The organism is Streptomyces sp. NPDC088817, assembly GCF_044750345.1.
Classification (GTDB): Bacteria; Actinomycetota; Actinomycetes; order Streptomycetales; family Streptomycetaceae; genus Streptomyces.
In genome coordinates this window covers 176,443-196,314 of sequence record NZ_JBIVJN010000007.1, presented here as the reverse complement: position 1 = coordinate 196,314, position 19,872 = coordinate 176,443, and the positions used below count along the sequence as shown (strand labels likewise).

Sequence of the window (19,872 nt, the reverse complement as noted above, 5' to 3'; positions counted from 1 at the left end):
GCAACAGACCCTAGCGGCCGAGGGACCGCCAGACCGCCACGACGAGGGAACCGAGAGCGGTGAGGGCGGCGACCGCGGGCAGCGGCCAGCGCGAGTGTTCCAGTGCGACGAGCCGTGTGCTCACCTCGTCCAGCTCCTTGGCGGTCTCCTCGGTGCGGTGGCTGAGCAGCGCCAGTCCGCCTTCGACGCGGGCGTAGGCCACGTCCAGCCGCCGTCGTAACTCTGCGAGTTCTCCGGGAACGGCGGGATGCTCGGGATCAGTGGTCACAGGTCCGCTCCTTTCCGTAGTCGTCTCACATCCCTTGCATGCGCATCAGGAGTCAACTCCCCTGGTGGTCCCGTGGGGAGCGTGTGTGAGCGGCATATGCGGGCCCGGAGCGCACACGGCGTGTGAATGCCGCGGGCCCGGCACCGTCCCGGTGCCGGGCCCGTCGGGCGTCGCTCTGCGTGGTCAGCCGTAGGAGTAGAAGCCGGAGCCGGACTTCCGGCCCAGCCGGCCGGCGTCCACCATGCGCTGGAGCAGCGGGGGAGCGGCGTACAGCGGCTCCTTGTACTCCTCGTACATCGAGTGGGCGACCGAGGCCACCGTGTCCAGGCCGATCAGGTCCGACAGCCTCAGCGGGCCCATCGGGTGGGCGCAGCCCAGCTCCATGCCGTTGTCGATGTCCTCGCGGCTGGCGATGCCCGACTCGAACATCCGGATCGCCGAGAGCAGGTACGGGATCAGCAGCGCGTTCACCACGAAGCCCGAGCGGTCCTGGGCGCGGATCGCGTGCTTGCCGAGCACCTTCTCGGTGAACAGCTGGGCCCGGCTCAGCGTGCCCTCGGAGGTGGTGAGGGCCGGGATCAGCTCGACGAGCTGCTGCACCGGGGCGGGGTTGAAGAAGTGGATGCCGATCACCTGGTCGGGCCGCGCGGTGGCGACGGCCAGCCTCACCAGCGGGATGGAGGAGGTGTTGGAGGCCAGGATCGCGTCCGGCCGGGTCACCACCTGGTCCAGGACCTGGAAGATCTCGGTCTTGACCTGCTCGTTCTCCACCACGGCCTCGATCACCAGATCGCGGTCGGAGAACTCCCCGAGGTCGGTGGTGAAGCTCAGCCGGGCCTGCGTGGCGTCCCGCTCCGCCTCGCTGATCTTGCCGCGCTCGGCCGCCTTGGCCAGCGAGTTGAACAGCCGGGTACGGCCTATCTCCAGGGCCTCGCCGGTGGTCTCGGCGACCTTCACCTCCAGGCCGGCCCGGGCGCACACCTCGGCGATGCCCGCACCCATCTGGCCGCAGCCCACCACTCCGACGCGTGCAATGTCTCCCGAAATGCCGGTCACATCGTCCCTTTCGCAGTTCCTACGGCTGTGGCAGGCGGCCCGTTGTGCGGTGCCTGCTCCGATCGTGCACGTTACCCCCGTGGTGGCCGTGATCGGTCGCCCGGGTCGTGCATGCTGGCCCGGAGAACGATCCGTGACCAGGCGGATCCACGGCGTACGGGGAGTGCCCGGATGGCCCGAGTGACACGACGGTCGTTCACCGTGGCGGCGCTGTCGACCCTGGCGGTGACCGGTGACGCGGCCACCGCGACGGGCGGCACCGGCACCGACCGGCAAGGCCGTGCCACGGTCACCGGGATGCGCGGCATGTGGCTGGCGACCGTGCGCAACCGCGACTGGCCCTCACGCCCCGGGCTGAGCGTGGCCCGCCAGCGCGGCGAGCTGACCGCGCTGCTCGACGTGGCCGTACGGCGCCGGCTCAACACGGTGATCCTCCAGGTGCGCCCTGCGGCCGACGCGCTGTGGCCCTCGCCCCACGAGCCGTGGTCCCAGTACCTCACCGGCACCCAGGGCAGGGACCCCGGCTGGGATCCGCTGGGCACGGCGGTGGCGGAGGCGCACGCCCGCGGGCTGCGGCTGCACGCCTGGTTCAACCCCTTCCGGGTCGCCGTGCACGACGACCCGTCCCTGCTGGCCGCCGCGCATCCGGCCCGCAGGAATCCCGGCTGGGTGGTCCGTCACGGCGAGGGCCTCTACTACAACCCCGGGCTGCCCGAGGTCCGGGCCTTCGTGCTGCGGGCGATGCTGGACGCGGTGTCCAGGTACCCGGTGGACGGCGTCCACTTCGACGACTACTTCTACCCCTATCCGGTGGCGGGCCGGACCTTTGACGACGACGCCGCCTTCCGCCGGTACGGCGGCTCCTTCGCGAGCCGGGCCGACTGGCGGCGCGACAACATCGACCGGCTGGTCCGCGAGGCGGCCGCGGGCGTCGCCGCCGCCCGGCCCGGCACCCCGTTCGGGATCAGCCCCTTCGGGGTGTGGCGCAACGCCTCCACCGACCCGCGCGGCTCGGACACCCGAGCCGGTGTGCAGACGTACGACGACCTGTACGCGGACACGCGCAAGTGGGTCACGGAGGGCTGGATCGACTACGTGGTCCCCCAGCTGTACTGGAACATCGGCTTCACCACCGCCGACTACGCCGTCCTGCTGCCCTGGTGGGCCGAGGCGGCGCGGGGCAGCAGGACGCAGCTGTACGTGGGCGAGGCGCTCTTCAAGGCCGGCGACCCCACGCAGGACTCCGCCTGGCAGGACCCGGACGAGCTGTCCCGCCATCTCGCACTCGCCGCCCGGCACCCGGAGGTGCGCGGACAGGTCTTCTTCGCCGCGAAGGAGGTCGCGGCCGACCCGTCCGGTGCGATGGCGCGGGTCGTCGCCGACCACTACCGCAGGCCGGCGCGACCCCCGCGCTGACTCAGTGGTGCTCGTAGTCCTTCCTGTGGCGGACCTGGCAGTCGGGGCCGGGTGACATCACGGCCTCGTGCCCGTCCGGGAAGCGGACGCGGTACGGCGGGTTGCCCTCCGTGCCCATGACCTCGACGATTTCGCTGATCTGGTCGTGCTGGCCGACCACCCTGCCGTGCTGGACGAGCTGGTCGCCCACGGTTGCGCGCATCTGCGGGGCCTCCTCACCATGTGCGGGAGCGGCGGTCCTCGACTTCCGAGTCCGGTCCTCGACTTCCGAGTCTACGGTGCGGAGCGCGGCCGGAACCGGTGAGCGGCCGGGCCGCTGTGCGGTCGGCACCGGTCCGAGCGCCGGTTCAGCCGCGCGCCCGCTGGGTGACGGCGATGCAGACGAGCACGGCGACGGCCGTCACGGGGGCGGCCGCTGTGAGGTGCTCGCCGAGCAGCAGCACCGACCACACCAGTGTGAGCAGGGGTTGGGCGAGCTGCAACTGGCTCGCCCTGGGGATGCCGACGGCGGCCATGCCCCGGTACCAGACGACCAGCCCGAGGAACTGCGAGCCCGCCGCGACCCAGAGCAGCCCGGCCACGCTGTGGACGCCCAGCCGCACGGGCTCGTGCGCCAGCGCGAGCGCGGCCGCGGGCACGGTGAGCGGCAGGCACAGCACCAGCGCCCAGCCGATGACCTGCCAGCCCGGCATGACGCGGGCCAGCCGGCCGCCCTCGGTGTAGCCGGCGGCGCACACCAGCAGGGCGCCGAACAGGTAGCCGTCCGCGGTGGTCAGCGCGCCGCCGCTCTGCCGCACGGTGAAGGCCACCACGGCCGCCGCGCCCGCCAGCGCCGCCGCCCAGAACGTGCGCGAGGGGCGGATGCCGAACCGCAGCGCGGAGAGCAGCGCCGTGGTGAGCGGCAGCAGGCCCACGACGACGGCGGCGTGCGCGGTGGTGGAGGTCTTCAGAGCGAGCGTGGTGAGCAGCGGGAAGCCGAGGACCACCCCGGCGGCCACGACCGCGAGGCCGGGCCAGTGCCGGCGGGCGGGCGGCGGTACGCGCAGCGCCAGCAGGCAGCCGCCCGCGAGGACGGCGGCGAGCACACTGCGCACGGCCACCAGGGACCAGGGCCCGAAGCCCTCCAGGCCCCAGGCGGTGGCCGGGAAGGTCAGGGAGAAGGCGACCACGCCGAGGGCCGCCTGCAGGGTGCCGGCGCGCGACTGGGCCGGGGCGTCCACCGCTATCGGTGTGGTCGCGGTAGCGCTACTCTGTGCTCTCATGCAAGAGCGTAGCAGCGTCGCCGAACTCGCAGAACGGCTGCGACGGGAACTGGACCGCTACTCACCCGGTGGAAAGCTCCCGTCGAGCCGGGCCCTCGTCGAGCGGTACCGGGTCAGTCCGGTGACCGTCTCACGGGCCCTGTCGCAACTGGCGGCCGAGGGTCTGGTGGTCACCCGTCCCGGCGCCGGTGCCTTCCGCGCGGCGGCGCGCGAGGCCGCGGCTCCCGCCGGGGACACCTCCTGGCAGGAGGTCGCGCTCAGCGCGGACGGCGCCGCCGATCTCGTGCCGCGCACGGTGGACGCCTCCGGTGTCACGGTGTCGCTGGCCGCCCCGCCGCCGGGCGTGATCGAGTTCAACGGGGGCTATCTGCACCCTTCGTTGCAGCCCGAGCGGGCCATGGCCGCCGCGCTGTCCAGGGCCGGCCGCCGTCCCGGGGCGTGGGGGCGGCCGCCGCTGGAGGGGCTGCCGGAACTGCGCGAGTGGTTCGCGCGGGACATCGGCGGACCGGCTGGGACCGTCACCGCCGCCGAGGTCCTCATCACCGCGGGCGGCCAGTCCGCGCTGACCACCGCCCTGCGCGCCCTGGCCCCGCCCGGCGCTCCGGTGCTGGTCGAGTCGCCCACCTACCCCGGCATGCTGGCCATCGCCCGCTCCTCCGGGCTGCGGCCCGTGCCCGTGCCCGTCGACGCGGACGGGGTCAGGCCGGAACTGCTCGCCGACGCTTTCCGGGCCACCGGCGCCCGCGTGTTCGTCTGCCAGCCCCTGTTCCAGAACCCCACCGGCGCCGTCCTCGCCCCCGACCGGCGCGCGCGGGTGCTGCGCACGGCCCGCGAGGCCGGCGCCTTCGTCGTCGAGGACGACTTCGTACGGCGGCTCGCGCACGAGGACGCCGGTACGCTGCCGCCCCCGCTCGTCGCCTGCGACCCGGACGGGGTCGTGGTGCACGTCGGCTCGCTGACCAAGGCCACCGCGCCCAGCTTCCGGGTGAGCGCGCTGGTCGCACGCGGCCCGGTGCTGGAACGGCTGCGCGCCATCCAGGTCGTCGACACGTTCTTCGTGCCCCGCCCGTTGCAGGAGGCCGCCCTGGAACTGGTCGGCTCGCCCGCCTGGCCACGCCATCTGCGCGCGCTCGCCGTGGAGTTGAGGAGCCGTCGCAACGCGCTGACCACTGCGCTGCGGCAGCACCTTCCCGAACTCGCCCTGCCGCGTGTCCCGTCCGGCGGCTACCACCTTTGGCCGCGTCTGCCCGACGGGACGGACGAGGCCGCCCTGACCGCCGCCGCCCTGCGCGCGGGCGTCGCGCTCACCCCCGGGCGCCCGTACTTCAGCGCCGAACCCCCGGCCGCGCACGTGCGGTTGAGCTTCGCCGCGGTCGGCGGCACGGCGGAGATCGCCGAGGGTGTGCGCCGCCTGCGGACGGCCTGCGCGGAGGCGCTGCCCTGACGGACGCCCCGCCGGGGGCGGCGGACTGACGGGGCCGACGCGGGTTTCAGTCCTCGCGCGCGTAGTCCGTCGTCAGCAGCAGGTCCTTCGCCGGGCCGCCCACACGCCACACCGTGCGCCAGTGGCCGGCGTCCCGGACGGTGAACTCGCCCCGGTAGAGATCCGCCGCGCACGGATGCCGGGCCAGGTGCCGACCGGAACGCAGATCCAGGTCGTGGAAGGGCCGCCCGTCCGCGAAGCGCACATCGGCCGTGCCCGGCACGCTCCCGGGCAGGAAGCGCAGTGTCCGCTCGGCGGGCCGGGCCACCCCCTGCCAGACGAACGTGCCGCACTCCCGGTGCAGCAGCCCGCCGCCGTCCAGGGCACCGAACACCGTCGTACCGGTGAACTCCCCAATCCCGCCGCCCGCCAGATCCCGCACCGCCCGCCGCACCCGCCAGGTCCCGGCCAGATACGCCAGTACGTCAGGCACCGCTATGAATCCGCCCCGCGCCACTCGCTCGCCCATGTCCACCCGCTCACGGTACGTCGGCCGCCCACGATTCCGTTGCATAAACGTGCAGCAATACGTATAGTCATGCCATCGAGGAGGAGGGTCCATGGCTGTACGTGTGGCGGTCGCCGGAGCGAGTGGGTACGCGGGCGGAGAAGCGCTGCGCCTGCTCCTGGCGCACCCCGAGGCCGAGATCGGCGCCCTGACCGGGAACTCCAACGCCGGAGAGCGGCTCGGCGCCCTGCAGCCGCATCTGCTGCCCCTCGCCGACCGCGTCCTGGAGGAGACCACCCCCGAGGTCCTCGCCGGGCACGACGTCGTCTTCCTCGCCCTGCCGCACGGCCGGTCCGCCGCCGTCGCCGAGAGACTGGGACCCGACGTCCTCGTCATCGACATGGGCGCCGACTTCCGGCTGAAGGACCCCGCCGACTGGGAGCGCTTCTACGGCTCCCCGCACGCCGGGACCTGGCCCTACGGCCTTCCGGAACTTCCCGGTGCTCGCACCGCGCTGGAGGGTGCCAAGCGCATCGCGGTGCCCGGCTGCTATCCGACCGCCGCCTCCCTCGCCCTCTTCCCCGCCTACGCGGCCGGACTCGCCGAGAACGAGGCGGTGATCGTCGCCGCCTCCGGCACCTCCGGCGCCGGCAAGGCGGCCAAGCCGCACCTGCTCGGCTCCGAGGTCATGGGATCCATGTCCCCCTACGGGGTCGGCGGCCTGCACCGGCACACCCCGGAGATGATCCAGAACCTCAGCGCGGCGGCGGGGGAGCACGTCACCGTGTCCTTCACCCCCACCCTCGCGCCGATGCCGCGCGGCATCCTCGCCACGTGCAGCGCCAAGGCCCGGCCCGGGGTCACCGCCGACTCCGTGCGCGCCGCGTACGAGAAGGCGTACGCCGACGAGCCCTTCGTCCACCTCCTCCCCGAGGGACGCTGGCCCGCCACCGCCTCCGTGTACGGCTCCAACGCCGCGCAGATCCAGGTGGCGTACGACCCCGCCGCGCACCGCGTCCTCGCGATCAGCGCCATCGACAACCTGACCAAGGGCACCGCGGGCGGCGCGGTGCAGAGCATGAACATCGCCCTCGGGTTCCCCGAGGACACCGGACTTTCCACGATCGGAGTCGCACCGTGAGTGTCACGGCAGCCAAGGGGTTCCGGGCGGCGGGCATCGCCGCCGGGATCAAGGAGAACGGCAACCCGGACCTGGCCCTCGTGGTCAACACCGGGCCCCGCCGCGCCGCCGCGGGCGTCTTCACCTCCAACCGCGTCAAGGCCGCCCCGGTGCAGTGGTCCGAGCAGGTCCTCAAGGACGGCACGCTCTCCGCGGTCGTCCTCAACTCCGGCGGCGCCAACGCCTGCACCGGCCCCAAGGGCTTCCAGGACACCCACGCCACCGCCGAGAAGGCCGCCGGCGTGCTCGGCGTCGGCGCCATCGACGTCGCCGTCTGCTCCACCGGGCTGATCGGCGTCCTGCTGCCCATGGACAAGCTGCTGCCGGGCGTCGAGTCGGCCGCCGCCCAGCTCTCCGAGCACGGCGGCGAGAAGGCCGCCATCGCCATCAAGACCACCGACACCGTCCACAAGACGTCCGTGGTGACCAGGGACGGCTGGACCGTCGGCGGCATGGCCAAGGGCGCCGGCATGCTCGCCCCGGGCCTGGCCACCATGCTCGTCGTGCTCACCACGGACGCCGACCTGGACGCCGACGTGCTCGACACGGCGCTGCGCGCCGCCACCCGGGTCACCTTCGACCGGGTCGACTCCGACGGCTGCATGTCCACCAACGACACCGTGCTGCTGCTCGCCTCCGGCGCCTCGGGGACCACCCCCGGGTACGCGGAGTTCGCCGAGGCCGTACGCGCGGTGTGCGACGACCTCGGGCAGCAGCTCATCCGGGACGCCGAGGGCGCCAGCAAGGACATCAGGGTCGAGGTGGTGGGCGCCGCGACCGAGGAGGACGCCGTGGAGGTGGGCCGCTCCATCGCCCGCAACAACCTCCTCAAGTGCGCCATCCACGGCGAGGACCCCAACTGGGGCCGCGTCCTGTCCGCCATCGGCACCACCGAGGCCGCCTTCGAGCCGGACCGGCTGAACGTCGCCATCAACGGCGTCTGGGTCTGCAAGAACGGCGGCGTCGGCGAGGACCGCGAGAAGGTCGACATGCGCTACCGCGAGGTCCACATCGTGGCCGACCTCGCCGCCGGCACCGAGACCGCCACCATCTGGACCAACGACCTCACCGCCGACTACGTCCACGAGAACAGCGCCTACTCCTCATGAGCTCCGCAACCACTCGCAAGCACACCGCGCTTCCGAAGGCGCAGATCCTCATCGAGGCGCTGCCCTGGCTGACCCGGCACCACGGCAAGATCGTCGTCATCAAGTTCGGCGGCAACGCCATGGTGGACGAGGAACTGAAGGCGGCCTTCGCCCAGGACGTCGTGTTCCTGCGGCACGCCGGCCTGAGGCCCGTCGTCGTGCACGGCGGAGGCCCCCAGATCAGCCGGGCACTCGACAGGCACGGCATCGTCAGCGAGTTCAAGGCGGGTCTGCGGGTCACCACCGAGGAGGCCATGGACGTCGTACGGATGGTGCTGGCCGGGCAGGTGCAGCGTGAGCTCGTCGGCCTGCTCAACCAGCACGGGCCGTTCGCCGTCGGCCTCACCGGCGAGGACGCGCACACCATCACCGCCACCAAGCACACCCCGGAGATCGACGGCGAGCCGGTCGACATCGGACGGGTGGGCGAGATCACCCGCATCGACACCGGCGCGATCGAGGCGCTGCTCGCCGACGGCCGTATCCCGGTCGTCTCCTCGATCGCCCGCTCCGAGGACGACGGGCATGTCTACAACGTCAATGCTGATACGGCGGCTGCGGCACTCGCTGCGGCACTGGGCGCCGAGACCCTCATGGTCCTCACCGACGTCGAGGGCCTCTACGAGGACTGGCCGCACTCCGACGAGGTGATCAGCCGCCTGACCGCGAGCGAGCTGGAGAAGCTGCTGCCCGAACTGTCCTCCGGGATGGTGCCGAAGATGCGGGGCTGCCTGCACGCGGTGCGCGGCGGCGTGACCACCGCCCGCGTCATCGACGGCCGGGTCCAGCACTCGATCCTGCTGGAGATCTTCACCGACGAGGGCATCGGCACGATGGTCGTGCCGGACGAACAGGGGGAGTCGTGAGCAACCAGGACGTGAGCAACCAGGGCAGCCAGGACATGAGCAACCAGGCGCTGGCCGCACGCTGGCAGGGCGCGCTCATGAACAACTACGGCACCCCGCGGCTCGCCCTCGTCCGCGGCGAGGGCGCGAGGCTCTGGGACGCCGACGGCCGGGAGTACGTCGACTTCGTCGGCGGCATCGCGGTCAACGCGCTCGGCCACGCCCACCCCGCCGTCGTCGAGGCCGTCGGCCGGCAGATCGCCTCCCTCGGCCATGTCTCCAACCTGTTCATCGCCGAACCGCCCGTCGCCCTCGCCGAACGGCTGCTCCAGCTCTTCGGCCGGGACGGCAAGGTGTTCTTCTGCAACTCCGGCGCCGAGGCCAACGAGGGCGCCTTCAAGATCGGCCGGCTGACGGGCCGCCCGCACATGGTCGCCACCGAGGGCGGCTTCCACGGCCGTACGATGGGCGCCCTCGCGCTCACCGGCCAGCCCGGCAAGCAGGAGCCGTTCCTGCCGCTGCCCGGCGAGGTCACCCACGTGCCCTACGGGGACGCGCGGGCCCTGGCCGCCGCGGTCACGGAGGAGACCGCCCTCGTCGTCATCGAGCCCGTCCAGGGCGAGAACGGGGTCGTGGTGCCCCCGCCCGGCTATCTGAAGGCGGCCAGGGCGATCACGGCGGCCACCGGTTCGCTGCTGGTCCTCGACGAGGTGCAGACCGGCATCGGGCGCACCGGGCACTGGTTCGAGTACCAGGCCCACGAAGGCGTCCTGCCGGACGTCGTCACGCTCGCCAAGGGCCTGGGCGGCGGGCTGCCGCTCGGCGCCACCGTCGCCTTCGGACGCGCCGCCGACCTGCTTCAGCCAGGTCAGCACGGTACGACCTTCGGCGGCAACCCGGTCGCCTGCGCCGCCGGACTCGCCGTCCTGGACACGATCGCGGGCGAGGGACTGCTGGAGAACGTCAAGCGGCAGAGCGAGAAACTGCGCGACGGGATCGAGTCGCCGGGCCACCCGCTGGTCGCCCACGTCCGGGGCGCGGGCCTGCTGCTGGGTATCGTGCTCACCGAGCCGCGCGCGCCCCAGGTGCAGCAGGCGGCTCAGGAGGCCGGTTTCCTGGTGAACGCGCCCGCCCCCGACGTCGTACGGCTGATGCCGCCGCTGAACCTCGGCGACGACGAGGTGGACGCCTTCCTCGGAGCACTGCCCGGCGTCCTGGACGTGGCAGGCGGGGAAGGACGATCCGGAGAATGAGACGACGATGAGCCAGGCGCAGAACGGTCAGACCGAGGCCGGGCCGGCGGTGCCGCAGACCCGCACCGCACGCCACCGCCGGATCGTGGACATCCTCAACCGGCAACCGGTGCGCTCGCAGAGCCAGTTGGCGAAGCTGCTGGCCGACGACGGACTGAGCGTCACCCAGGCGACGCTCTCCCGCGACCTGGACGAGCTGAACGCGGTGAAGATCCGCAACACCGACGGCGACCTCATCTACGCGGTTCCCAGCGAGGGCGGTTTCCGCACCCCGCGCGCACCGCTGGGGGAGTCGGTGAAGGAGGAGCGGATGCGGCGGCTCTCGCAGGAGCTGCTGATCTCCGCCGAGGCCTCCGCGAACCTCGTGGTCCTGCGCACGCCTCCGGGGGCGGCGCAGTTCCTCGCCTCGGCCATCGACCAGGCCGAGCTGCACGACATCCTGGGGACCATCGCCGGCGACGACACGCTGCTGCTGATCAGCCGGGAGCCCACGGGGGGACAGGCGCTGGCGGACCATCTGCTGAGGCTGGCCCAGAACGGCCAGTAGGCCCGGCGAGGGGCCGGCCGGCCCTCAGCCCAGCCGGGCGGCGAGGCCGTGCGTGCACCTGACCTCGTCGCCCGCCGTGATCAGCAGCGCCTCCACGTCCGGCAACGACTCCAGCCACGCCAGGCCCTCGCGGGAGCCCATGGCGAACGCGGCCGTCGCCCAGCAGTCCGCCCACGTCAGGCTGGGGGCGACCACGGTGACCGCGACCAGGTCGGTGACCGCCGACCTGCCGGTGCTCGGGTCGACGATGTGCGCGCCGCGTTCGGCCGTGCCCGACGTCGCCACCGCCAGCTCACTGGTGCCCGCGGCGGAGACCACCGCCGCGAGTCCGCCGGGGCGCAGCGGGTCCGAGACACCCACGCGCCAGGGCCGGTGCGCCTCGGGCGAGCCGAGCAGCTGCACGTCCCCGCCGCCGTTGACGCTGACCCCGCTCGCCCCCGCCGCCGCGATCCGCCGGGCGGCCCGTTCGGCGGCCCAGCCCTTGACGATCCCGGTCGGATCCAGGCCGCCCTCGTAGCGCAGGCTGAACCAGCCCTCGCTGACGCGTTCGGCCTCGGCGCCCAGTTCGAGCACCTCGGCGACCTCGGGGTCGCACTGCGCCACGGTGAGCTCGCCGCGCGCCAGGCGGGAGAGCTGGCTGTCGTCGCGGTAGGTGCTGAACACCTCGTCGACCCGGTGCAGTTCGGCGATCGCCTCGCCCAGCGCCGCCGCCACCGCGTCGGACCGGCCGCCGCGCACGTCGAAGGAGAAGACGGTCCCCATGACCTCCTCCGCGTGCCGCACCGCGGCGGGGTCCCCGGCCGGCCCGGACACGGCCTCAGCCACCGGCCTTGTCCAGTGCCGACTGGAGCGACTTCTTGTAGCCGCCGCTGGTGTAGGTCGCTCCGGAGACGGTGTCGATGTTCGCGCTCTGCGCGGTCACGGCCTCCTGGTTGAGCCTGGGCACGGCCAGTTCGCTCTTCTGGCCGCTGAGCCCGCCCTGCGGTGCCTGCACGGCCTCGGCCTTGGTGATTTTTCCGTCGCTGACCGTGATCCGGACCTGAACCGGGCCGTAGTCGGTCTGGGCCGTCTCGCCCGTGACGGTACGGGCCTGGGCGGCTCCCGAACCGGCGGCCCCCGAGGAGGACGAGCCGGACGGCGCACCGGACGAGGATCCGGACGGCGCGCCGGAGGACGAGCCGGACGGCGCGCCGCTTTCCTTCATCCTGTCCAATGCCGACTGGAGCGACTTCTTGTAGCCGCCGCTGGTGTAGGTCGCTCCGGAGACGGTGTCGATGTTCGCGCTCTGCGCGGTCACGGCCTCCTGGTTGAGCCTGGGCACGGCCAGTTGGCTCTTCTGGCCGCTGACCCCGCCCTGCGGCGCCCGCACGGCCTCCGCCGCGGTGATCCTGCCGTCGCTGACGGTCAGCCGTACCTGTACGTCGCCGTACTCGGTCCGCGCCACGTCGCCCGTGACGGACTGCGTGCCCGTCCGCTGCGCGCCGCTGCCGCCCTGCGGCGCCTCCTGGGCCGCCGCGGTCTGCTGCGGCGCCGCGCCGGCCGCCGAGGCGGACGCGGGGTCCGAGGCCGGCTTCAGCGACAGCAGCAGCACGATGCCGGACACGGTCGCCGCGCCGGCCAGCACGGCACGTCGGATGGGGTGGCTCTTCCTCATCGCCGATGAGCTCCTGAATTCCGTGAGTCCCGTAAGTCCTGTGGTGTCCGCGGATGTTCCGCGTGCCCGTCGCTCACATCTCGAACGACTCGTGATGGATGCGGCGGGCGGGGACTCCCGCGCCGCGCAGCGCCTCGTACACCGACTGCGCGAAACCGGGCGGGCCGCACATGAAGACGTCGTGGCGGTCGATGTCGGCGATCTTGCGGCGCAGCGACTCGGCGGAGATGTCGGGGCGTTCCCCGTCCGGGCTGTTCACCGCGTACATCAGCCGGGCGCCGCGCTCGTCGGCGATCTTCGCCAACTCGCCCCACAGAGCCAGCTCCTGGGTGCTGTTGGCCCGGTACAGCAGGGTGATGTCACCGGCCGCGCCGGGCAGCGTCTCGAACAGCGCCCGCATCGGCGTGATGCCCACCCCGCCCGCCACCAGCAGCACCTTGCCGCGGCTGCGCCGGGACGCGGTCAGCGCGCCGTACGGCCCCTCCGCCCACACCCGGGTGCCGGGGGCGAGTTCGCGCAGCCCGGCACTGTGGTCGCCGATCGCCTTGACGGTGATGCGCAGCAGGCCGGGGCGGGGCGCCGCCGACAGCGAGTACGGGTGGGAGGAGAACCGCATGCCCGGCGCCAGGAACCGCCAGCGGAAGAACTGCCCGGCCTCCGCGCCCATCCGGTGCAGCTTGGTGCCGGCGATCAGCACCGACACGATGCCCGGAGCCTCCTCGATCACCGCCTCCACCCGCATGCGGTGGCGCAGGTTCAGCCGGATCGGGGTGAGGATCCGGTACCAGACCACCAGCGCGGTCACCACGCCGTACAGGGCGTACCAGAAGGTCCTGGCGACCGGCTCCACGGCGAAGTCGTTGCCCGTGGTGATCTGGTGCCAGAACGTCAGGAACACCGCTACGTAGGTGAACAGGTGCACGTGGTACCACGTGTCGTACGGCATCCGGCGGCGCACCGGGCCGATCGAGACCAGTCCGACGACCACCAGCAGACCGGTGCCGATCGCGGCCTTGCCCATGTCGGGCAGCTGCTCCACGGACTCCACGGTCTGCCCCACGATGTCGCCGAGCGACTTGCCGCCGAGCAGCGCGTAGCCCCACATGGTGAGGAAGACGTGCGCGAGGACCATGCAGAGCGTGTACCGGCCGCTCATGGCGTGCCAGCGTGCGACCCGGTCGGAGCCCACCCGCCGCTCCAGGGCCGGTACCCGCGCCATCTGGAGCACGACCAGCGCCATCAGGTAGCCGGCGAGCAGGCCGGTGATCCGGCCCGCGTTCAGCACCCTCCCGGCGGTGCCGTCGATGGACGGGGTGTTCATCCACCACAGCCAGATGACGCCGGCCGCGCCCGCCCAGACGGCGGCGAGCAGCAGGACGGCGGGGGAGCGGCGCGGCCGGATGCGGCGCATCGTCTGGCGCCGGGCGGCGCGGCCGCCTGCGAGCGTGGTGGTCACGGTTCCTCCGTGGACGGAATCAAGGGGAGTGTGGTCCCTTGGCCCTGGAATACGTGCCACGACGGTCCCGCGTTCAGTGTCCGGACGAGGTTCGGCGCCCGGCCGTGTCCAGCGCGGACTGGAGCGAGCGGCGGTATCCGTCACTGGTGTACGTGGCCCCCGAGACGGTGTCGATGTCCGCGCTCTGCGCGGTCAGCGCCTCCCCGCGCAGCCGCGGGATCGCGTAGCCGCTGATCTCCCGGTCGCGGGGGTTGCCGGAGGGCTGGGCCAGCGCGGTCACGTCGGTGATCCGGCCGCCGACGAGCGTCACCCGCACCTGGACCGGACCCCAGCGGGTCCGCACCGTCTCACCGGTGACGGTCCTGGTACCGCCGGCCGCGCCGGTCGAGCTCGAACCGCCGGACGGGGCCGGCCCGGGATCCGAGGCGATCCCCGGCGGCGTGTGCGGCTTGAGCGACAGCAGCATCACCAGCCCGGAGACGGTGGCGGCGCTCGCCAGCACGACGCGGCGCAGCGGACGGTTCTTCCTCAACGCGTGCAACGGGGCCTCACAGCTCGAACGACTCGTGGTGGATACGGCGGTCCGGCACCCCGGCGGCGCGCAGCACCTCGTACACGTCCCGGGCGAAGGCGTGCGGACCGCAGACGTAGACGTCGTGGGCGGTCAGGTCGGAGACGGCCGCGCGCAGCGACTCCGGGGTGAGGCGCGGGCGTTCGCCGCGCGGGCCGTTGAGCGCGTACAGCACCCGGCCCCCGCGCCACCGCGCTATCGCCTCCAACTCCCCGCCCAGGGCCAGGTCCTCGGCCGTGCGCGCCCGGTACAGCAGGGTGACGTCACCGGGCAGCGTCTCGAACAGGGCGCGCAGCGGCGTGATGCCGACCCCGGCGGCGATCAGCAGGGACCTGTGCGCGGTGCGCCGGTCGGCGGTCATCGCCCCGTAGGGGCCCTCCGCCCACACCCGGGTGCCCGGCCGCAGCAGTGCCACGGCCGCGCTGTGGTCGCCGAGCGCCTTCACCGTGACGCGCAGCAGGTCCGGACGGGGCGGAGCCGACAGCGAGTACGGCGTCGAGGTCCAGGCCATGCCCTCGGCGAGGAACCGCCAGCGGAAGAACTGGCCCGGCCGCGCGCCCAGTTCGTCCAGCCGGTGGCCGCGCACGACGACGGAGTACACACCCGGCGCCTCCTTGTGCACCGCCTCGACCCGCATCCCGTGGCGCAGGTTGAGCCGCACCGGGACCAGGATCCGGAACCACACCACCAGGGCCGCGACGCCCAGGTACAGCGCGTACCAGAAGGCCGTGGCCAGGGCGTGGCCGGTGAACTCGGCACCCAGCGCCACCTGGTGGCCGAAGGTCAGGAACACGGCGGCATAGGTGAGCAGGTGCGTGTAGTACCAGAACTCGTGACGGATCCGGCGGCGCACCACGCGCGCCGAGGTGACGCCGACCGCGAACAGGATCACGGTCCCCGCGCCGGCCTTCAGCATCTCGGGGTAGTGCAGCACCACCGTGACCGCCTCGCGCAGAACGGAGGAGCCGTCCTGCGCGGCGTACCCGGCGAGGATCAGCAGCACGTGCGCGACCAGCAGGCAGACCGTGTAGCGGCCGGCCATCGCGTGCCAGCGCGCCACCCGGTCCGAGCCGATCCGGCGCTCCAGCAGCGGCACCCGCGCCATCAGGCCCACCAGCACCGCGCACGCGTACCCGCACAGCAGGCCCGCGATCCGTCCGGCGCCGGTCAGCACGCCCGCCGCACCCACGACGGAGTCCGTGTCCCGCCACCACAGGAGGAGCACCGCGGCGGCGCCCGCCCACAGCAGCGCCAGGACCGCGCCCGCGGGGGAGCGCCGGCGCGTCACCGGCACCGGCGGTGCCGCCCGCCGCTCGTACACCGTGGTCATCCGCTCTCCCGTCGCTTCGCCGGTCCAGGACGCCACTGTGCGGGGCGAACCTCTGAGACAGCTCTGAGCCGCGGGCGGCATGGCCTTACTCACAGGAAACTCAGAGGGTCCTCCCTCGCCGCACGGGCCGGTGACCGGCGATGCTGGAGGGGCCATGAACACCTCCCGCCCGAGCCCTCCCGGCCTGCCCGCGCTCACCCGCCTCGACGGCACCCCCGTGCGCGTCCTCGTCGTCGACGACGACCCCGACCTCGCCGAAGTGCTGTGCGGAGCCCTGCGTTACCAGGGCTGGGAGGTGCGCGCCGCGGGCGACGGGGCCTCGGCCGTCGCCGCGGCCCGCGAGACGCAGCCGGACGCCGTCGTGCTCGACGTGATGCTCCCGGACACCGACGGTTTCGCCGTGCTGCGCGAACTGCACACCGCGCGGCCGGACGTCTGTGTGCTCTTCCTCACGGCCCGGGACGCGGTGGAGGACCGTATCGCGGGAATCACCGCGGGCGGCGACGACTACGTGACCAAGCCGTTCAGCCTGGAGGAGGTGGTCGCCCGGCTGCGCGGACTGCTGCGCCGCGCCGGCATGGCGCGGCAGCCGGCCGACGGCCCGCGGCTGACCGTGGGCGACCTGGTCATGGACGAGGACGCCCGCGAGGTCACCCGGGCCGGAGAGCTGATCGAGCTGTCCCCGACCGAGTTCGAGCTGCTGCGCCTCCTGATGCACAACCCGCGCCGCGTGCTGAGCAAGGCGCAGATACTCGACCGCGTGTGGTCCTACGACTTCGGCGGCCGGGCCCATGTGGTGGAGCTGTACATCTCCTATCTGCGCAAGAAGGTGGACGCCGGACGCGCACCCATGATCCACACGGTGCGCGGGGCCGGGTACGTGCTGAAACCGGCGGCACGGTGACCGTGGCACGGAGCGCGACGACACCGCGGATACGGCGACTGCCCCGGCCGCGCACCCTGCGGGCCCGGCTCACCTTCGGCCTGGTGGTGCTGCTCGCCGTCGCCTGCGCCGCCGTCGGCGTGGCCGCGGTCCTCGAACTGGACGGCTTCCTCACCGGTCGGATCGACCAGCAGCTCAGCCAGACCGGGCCGGGCTTCCCGGAGAGCCTGGAGCACGGCACCGCCACGCCGGCCAAGCCCTCCGACCACGACGGCGACGAGCGCGGCGACACCCGCCGCCAGGCCGCGGGCACCTTCGGCGCCCGGCTCCTCGGCGGCACGGTGACCCACGCCGCCGTCGTCCCGTCCGGGTCCCGTCCCGGCTTCGGCGTCGCCCTCACCGGCGCCGACCGCGACGCGCTGGCCGCGCTCCCGGTGGACCGCGCCGGGCACACCGTGCGCCTGTCCGACCTGGGCGAGTACCGGCTGGCGGCCTGGCCGGGCCGGGACGGCGACGTGCTGGTCACCGGGCTGCCGATGGCGCCGGTGCGGGCCGCCGTCCACCGGCTCGAACTGGTCGCGGGGACCGTCTCGGGGCTAGCCCTGGCCTGCGCCGGGGTCGCCGGGGCCCTCTGGGTGCGCTGGTCGCTGCGCCCGCTGACGCGGGTCGCGGAGACCGCCGCCCGGGTCAGCGAGCTGCCGCTCGCCAGCGGTGAGGTCGCCCTGCCGCCCCGCGCGCCGCGCGCCGACCCGCGCAGCGAGGTCGGGCGGGTCGGCGCCGCCTTCAACCGGATGCTCCACCACGTCGAGGACGCGCTGACCAAACGGCACGCCAGCGAGGAACGGCTGCGCGGCTTCGCCGCCGACGCCAGCCACGAGCTGCGCACCCCGGTCGCCACGGTGCGCGGCCATGCCGAACTCGCCCTGCTCCACCCGGGGCCGGTGCCGCCCGAGGTCACCCGGGCCCTGGAACGCATCGCCGCCGAGTCCGCGCGCATGGGCGAGATGGTCGACGAGATGCTGCTCCTGGCCCGGCTGGACGCCGGGCGTCCCCTGGAGCGCCGCCCGGTCGACCTGACCCGCCTGGTCCTGGACGCGGTGACGGACGCCAGGGCGGCGGGTCCGGAGCATCGCTGGACGCTGGAGCTGCCGGAGGAACCGGTGACGGTGACCGGTGACGCCCACCGGCTCCAGCAGGTGCTGGCCAACCTGCTGGCCAACGCGCGTGCGCACACACCCGCGGGCACCGGGGTGACGGTGTCCCTGGACCTGGAATCCGGGGGTGAGCCGGCCCCGGCGGGCGCCGCCACGGCCGTCCTGAGGGTGCACGACGACGGGCCCGGCGTCCCGGAGGAGGTACAGCCCGGTGTCTTCGAGCGCTTCACCCGGGCCGACCGGCGCCGCACCGACTCCTTCGGCGGCGCCGGGGCGGGCCTCGGCCTGTCGATCGTGGCGGCGGTGACGGAGGCGCACGGCGGCGGCGTCGGGCTGGACAGCCGCCCCGGCTCCACGGCCTTCACCGTCCGGCTGCCGGTGGACGGCGGCGGGGTCAGTAGCGGCTGATCGCGGTCGCCCCGCCCGCCGTGCCGATCGCGATGTGCGGCCGGCGCGCGGGATCCGCCCACGCCAGGACGGCCCGCATGGCCTCCGGGGGCACCGACACACAGCCGGCCGTCGCCCCGCGCCCGTTGACGTGCAGGAAGATGCCCGCTCCCCGGCCGCGCACCGGACGCGAGTAGTTGAAGCCGATGACGAGCGCGTGCGCGTACTGCGCCGGATACGCCACCAGGTGCTCGGACTCGGAAGCCCGGCAGTCGGCGGGGCGCGGCTCGGTCCACCGGTTGTAGGAGCGTGAGTCGTTGTCCTGGCACCACCAGGAGTCCGGGCCCGCCCGCCGGTACCGCATCCTGGTCCCGCCCGGTGCGGCGTCGGTCCCGAAGGCGAACGGCAGGTGGTAGAGGCCGGTCGGCGTCGTGTCCGTGTCCTGCCGCCGTGCCGTCCCCTCGGCGAGTCCGTTCGCGCCGAACCGGGCCGGCGCCGAACCGGCCCGCACCCAGCGCCCGCCGCGCAGGTCCCACCAGGTGACCGTGCCCGTGGTGGCGCCGGTGCCGGCCGCCTGAGCGGTGATCAGCTGGGTGCCGCCGCCGGTGTCGCGCAGCCGGGCCGGCAGCGGCACCTCGCCCGCGGGCGCGGCACCGAGCGTGAGCAGGGACAGGGCGGCGACGATCGCGGCGGCACCGGGGCGCATGGCTCAGACCGTAGACGGCGGGAGCGGCAACGGCAGCCCGGGCAGTCCGTCCAGGCTGGTGGCCACGTGCTCCTTCCGGGTGAAGTAGTCGCTCAGCGAGGCGTCGTCCTCGCGCGCGAAACGCCTGCCGTGCAGATCGCGGTCCTCCTCGTAGGCCATGAAGGGCACCGCGTATCCGCAGGTGTCCCGGACGAGCTCGGCGTGCACGACGATGATCGCGCGCAGTCCGTGCCGGGCCGGGTCGATGTCGGGGAAACGGGCGAGGAGTCCGCCGAAGCGCGGGTCGTCGCGGAAGACGGGCTCGCCCCGGCCGTGGACGCGCACGATGGTGGGCGGGCCCTGGAAGGCGCACCACATCAGGGTGATCCGGCCGTTCTCACGCAGGTGGGCGATGGTCTCCGCGTTGGACCCGGCGAAGTCCAGGTAGGCCACGGTGTGCTCGTCGAGCACCGCGAAGGAGCCCGTGAGGCCCTTGGGGGAGAGGTTGACCGTGCCGTCGCCGGAGAGCGGGGCGGTCGCGGTGAAGAACAGGGGCTGCTGCTCGATGAACGTGCGCAGCCTGCCGTCTATGCGCTCATACGTCTTTCCCATGTCCAGCGATTATCGGGGAAAGTTCTTTCGCCTGTCTAAGGAATTACGGCCTCCGCTCGCCCCACCGTGGCCGCCCCGGCCGGCGCTTCCACGGGGCGGCCACGGCTGCCTGTCGCCCCACGGATGAGGCGCAGGCGGCCGGGGAGGCCGACGCCCGGGGCCCGGCGGCCGGGGCGTCTTCGGTCACCGGGAGATACGGGTAAGCGGTTGCGCTCGTTCAACGGGTGACGGGCG

Annotated in this window: 21 protein-coding genes; 9 read left to right on the top strand and 12 right to left on the bottom strand. The window is 73.5% G+C overall.

The window, feature by feature from the left end; genetic code table 11:
- Window positions 1–10 precede the first annotated feature (10 nt).
- Both ACIP4X_RS15415 and ACIP4X_RS15410 read right to left on the bottom strand, forming a co-directional pair.
- Window positions 11–268, bottom strand: coding sequence for a hypothetical protein (locus ACIP4X_RS15415; protein ID WP_358736111.1), 258 nt, complete (start codon window positions 266–268; stop codon window positions 11–13).
- A gap of 183 nt (window positions 269–451) precedes the next feature.
- Window positions 452–1,324, bottom strand: a complete 873-nt coding sequence (locus tag ACIP4X_RS15410; RefSeq protein ID WP_358736109.1) for a 3-hydroxybutyryl-CoA dehydrogenase — start codon at window positions 1,322–1,324, stop codon at window positions 452–454.
- 171 nt (window positions 1,325–1,495) lie between these two features.
- On the opposite strand from ACIP4X_RS15410, the gene ACIP4X_RS15405 reads away from it, so the two are divergent.
- Entirely contained in the window at window positions 1,496–2,740 is a 1,245-nt protein-coding gene (locus ACIP4X_RS15405) for a family 10 glycosylhydrolase (RefSeq protein WP_358736107.1), read from the top strand.
- 1 nt (window position 2,741) lies between these two features.
- On the opposite strand, the gene ACIP4X_RS15400 is transcribed toward ACIP4X_RS15405, so the two are convergent.
- Both ACIP4X_RS15400 and ACIP4X_RS15395 read right to left on the bottom strand, forming a co-directional pair.
- Window positions 2,742–2,942: a DUF1918 domain-containing protein gene (locus ACIP4X_RS15400; RefSeq protein WP_100567798.1), complete on the bottom strand. Its 201-nt coding sequence runs from the start codon at window positions 2,940–2,942 to the stop codon at window positions 2,742–2,744.
- A gap of 145 nt (window positions 2,943–3,087) precedes the next feature.
- Window positions 3,088–4,002, bottom strand: coding sequence for a DMT family transporter (locus tag ACIP4X_RS15395; RefSeq protein ID WP_358736106.1), 915 nt, complete (start codon window positions 4,000–4,002; stop codon window positions 3,088–3,090).
- Here ACIP4X_RS15395 and ACIP4X_RS15390 point away from each other — a divergent pair.
- Window positions 4,001–5,446 carry a PLP-dependent aminotransferase family protein gene (locus ACIP4X_RS15390; protein WP_358736104.1) on the top strand — a complete coding sequence of 482 codons (1,446 nt, stop codon included), beginning with the start codon at window positions 4,001–4,003 and terminating at the stop codon, window positions 5,444–5,446. The genes ACIP4X_RS15395 and ACIP4X_RS15390 overlap by 2 nt on opposite strands.
- Window positions 5,447–5,492: 46 nt before the next feature.
- Here the strand turns inward: ACIP4X_RS15390 and ACIP4X_RS15385 are convergent, their stop codons facing one another.
- Window positions 5,493–5,954 (bottom strand): DUF6314 family protein, encoded by a 462-nt coding sequence (locus ACIP4X_RS15385; protein WP_358736168.1) that lies wholly within the window; start codon window positions 5,952–5,954, stop codon window positions 5,493–5,495.
- 91 nt (window positions 5,955–6,045) lie between these two features.
- On the opposite strand from ACIP4X_RS15385, the gene argC reads away from it, so the two are divergent.
- The 5 genes from argC to ACIP4X_RS15360 are packed head-to-tail and all read left to right on the top strand — an operon-like array spanning window position 6,046 to window position 10,906.
- Window positions 6,046–7,074: an N-acetyl-gamma-glutamyl-phosphate reductase gene (gene argC, locus ACIP4X_RS15380; protein WP_358736103.1), complete on the top strand. Its 1,029-nt coding sequence runs from the start codon at window positions 6,046–6,048 to the stop codon at window positions 7,072–7,074.
- A complete protein-coding gene (argJ, locus tag ACIP4X_RS15375) occupies window positions 7,071–8,222 on the top strand; it encodes a bifunctional glutamate N-acetyltransferase/amino-acid acetyltransferase ArgJ (protein ID WP_358736102.1) in 1,152 nt (383 codons plus the stop codon). The genes argC and argJ overlap by 4 nt, the downstream gene beginning before the upstream one ends.
- The gene (gene argB / locus ACIP4X_RS15370) at window positions 8,219–9,127 is read left to right on the top strand and encodes an acetylglutamate kinase (protein ID WP_358736101.1); all 909 of its coding nucleotides are present in this window, start codon (window positions 8,219–8,221) and stop codon (window positions 9,125–9,127) included. Before argJ ends, argB begins: the two co-directional genes overlap by 4 nt.
- A gap of 35 nt (window positions 9,128–9,162) precedes the next feature.
- On the top strand, window positions 9,163–10,359 hold the full coding sequence (locus ACIP4X_RS15365) for an acetylornithine transaminase (protein ID WP_358736166.1): 1,197 nt from the start codon (window positions 9,163–9,165) through the stop codon (window positions 10,357–10,359).
- A gap of 7 nt (window positions 10,360–10,366) precedes the next feature.
- On the top strand, window positions 10,367–10,906 hold the full coding sequence (locus tag ACIP4X_RS15360) for an arginine repressor (RefSeq protein ID WP_358736099.1): 540 nt from the start codon (window positions 10,367–10,369) through the stop codon (window positions 10,904–10,906).
- Between the two features lie 24 nt (window positions 10,907–10,930).
- On the opposite strand, the gene ACIP4X_RS15355 is transcribed toward ACIP4X_RS15360, so the two are convergent.
- The 5 genes from ACIP4X_RS15355 to ACIP4X_RS15335 all read right to left on the bottom strand — a co-directional run bounded on the left by ACIP4X_RS15355 (window position 10,931) and on the right by ACIP4X_RS15335 (window position 15,917).
- The gene (locus tag ACIP4X_RS15355; protein ID WP_391456632.1) at window positions 10,931–11,668 is read right to left on the bottom strand and encodes an FAD:protein FMN transferase; all 738 of its coding nucleotides are present in this window, start codon (window positions 11,666–11,668) and stop codon (window positions 10,931–10,933) included.
- Window positions 11,669–11,723: 55 nt separating this feature from the next.
- On the bottom strand, window positions 11,724–12,560 hold the full coding sequence (locus tag ACIP4X_RS15350) for an FMN-binding protein (RefSeq protein WP_391456473.1): 837 nt from the start codon (window positions 12,558–12,560) through the stop codon (window positions 11,724–11,726).
- 73 nt (window positions 12,561–12,633) lie between these two features.
- Complete coding sequence (locus tag ACIP4X_RS15345) at window positions 12,634–14,016, bottom strand: ferredoxin reductase family protein (protein WP_358736094.1); 1,383 nt, start codon at window positions 14,014–14,016, stop codon at window positions 12,634–12,636.
- A gap of 73 nt (window positions 14,017–14,089) precedes the next feature.
- Window positions 14,090–14,557: an FMN-binding protein gene (locus ACIP4X_RS15340; RefSeq protein ID WP_391456476.1), complete on the bottom strand. Its 468-nt coding sequence runs from the start codon at window positions 14,555–14,557 to the stop codon at window positions 14,090–14,092.
- A 7-nt stretch (window positions 14,558–14,564) separates the two neighbouring features.
- The gene (locus ACIP4X_RS15335; RefSeq protein ID WP_358736091.1) at window positions 14,565–15,917 is read right to left on the bottom strand and encodes a ferredoxin reductase family protein; all 1,353 of its coding nucleotides are present in this window, start codon (window positions 15,915–15,917) and stop codon (window positions 14,565–14,567) included.
- Between the two features lie 154 nt (window positions 15,918–16,071).
- Between ACIP4X_RS15335 and ACIP4X_RS15330 the strand changes: the two genes are divergently transcribed.
- Window positions 16,072–16,821 carry a response regulator transcription factor gene (locus ACIP4X_RS15330; protein ID WP_358736089.1) on the top strand — a complete coding sequence of 250 codons (750 nt, stop codon included), beginning with the start codon at window positions 16,072–16,074 and terminating at the stop codon, window positions 16,819–16,821.
- Window positions 16,822–16,823: 2 nt separating this feature from the next.
- Window positions 16,824–18,362 (top strand): ATP-binding protein, encoded by a 1,539-nt coding sequence (locus tag ACIP4X_RS15325; protein WP_391456634.1) that lies wholly within the window; start codon window positions 16,824–16,826, stop codon window positions 18,360–18,362.
- On the opposite strand, the gene ACIP4X_RS15320 is transcribed toward ACIP4X_RS15325, so the two are convergent.
- A complete protein-coding gene (locus tag ACIP4X_RS15320; RefSeq protein WP_358736085.1) occupies window positions 18,349–19,047 on the bottom strand; it encodes a L,D-transpeptidase family protein in 699 nt (232 codons plus the stop codon). The genes ACIP4X_RS15325 and ACIP4X_RS15320 overlap by 14 nt on opposite strands.
- A gap of 3 nt (window positions 19,048–19,050) precedes the next feature.
- Window positions 19,051–19,638, bottom strand: coding sequence for a pyridoxamine 5'-phosphate oxidase family protein (locus ACIP4X_RS15315; protein WP_358736083.1), 588 nt, complete (start codon window positions 19,636–19,638; stop codon window positions 19,051–19,053).
- Window positions 19,639–19,872: the final 234 nt, after the last annotated feature.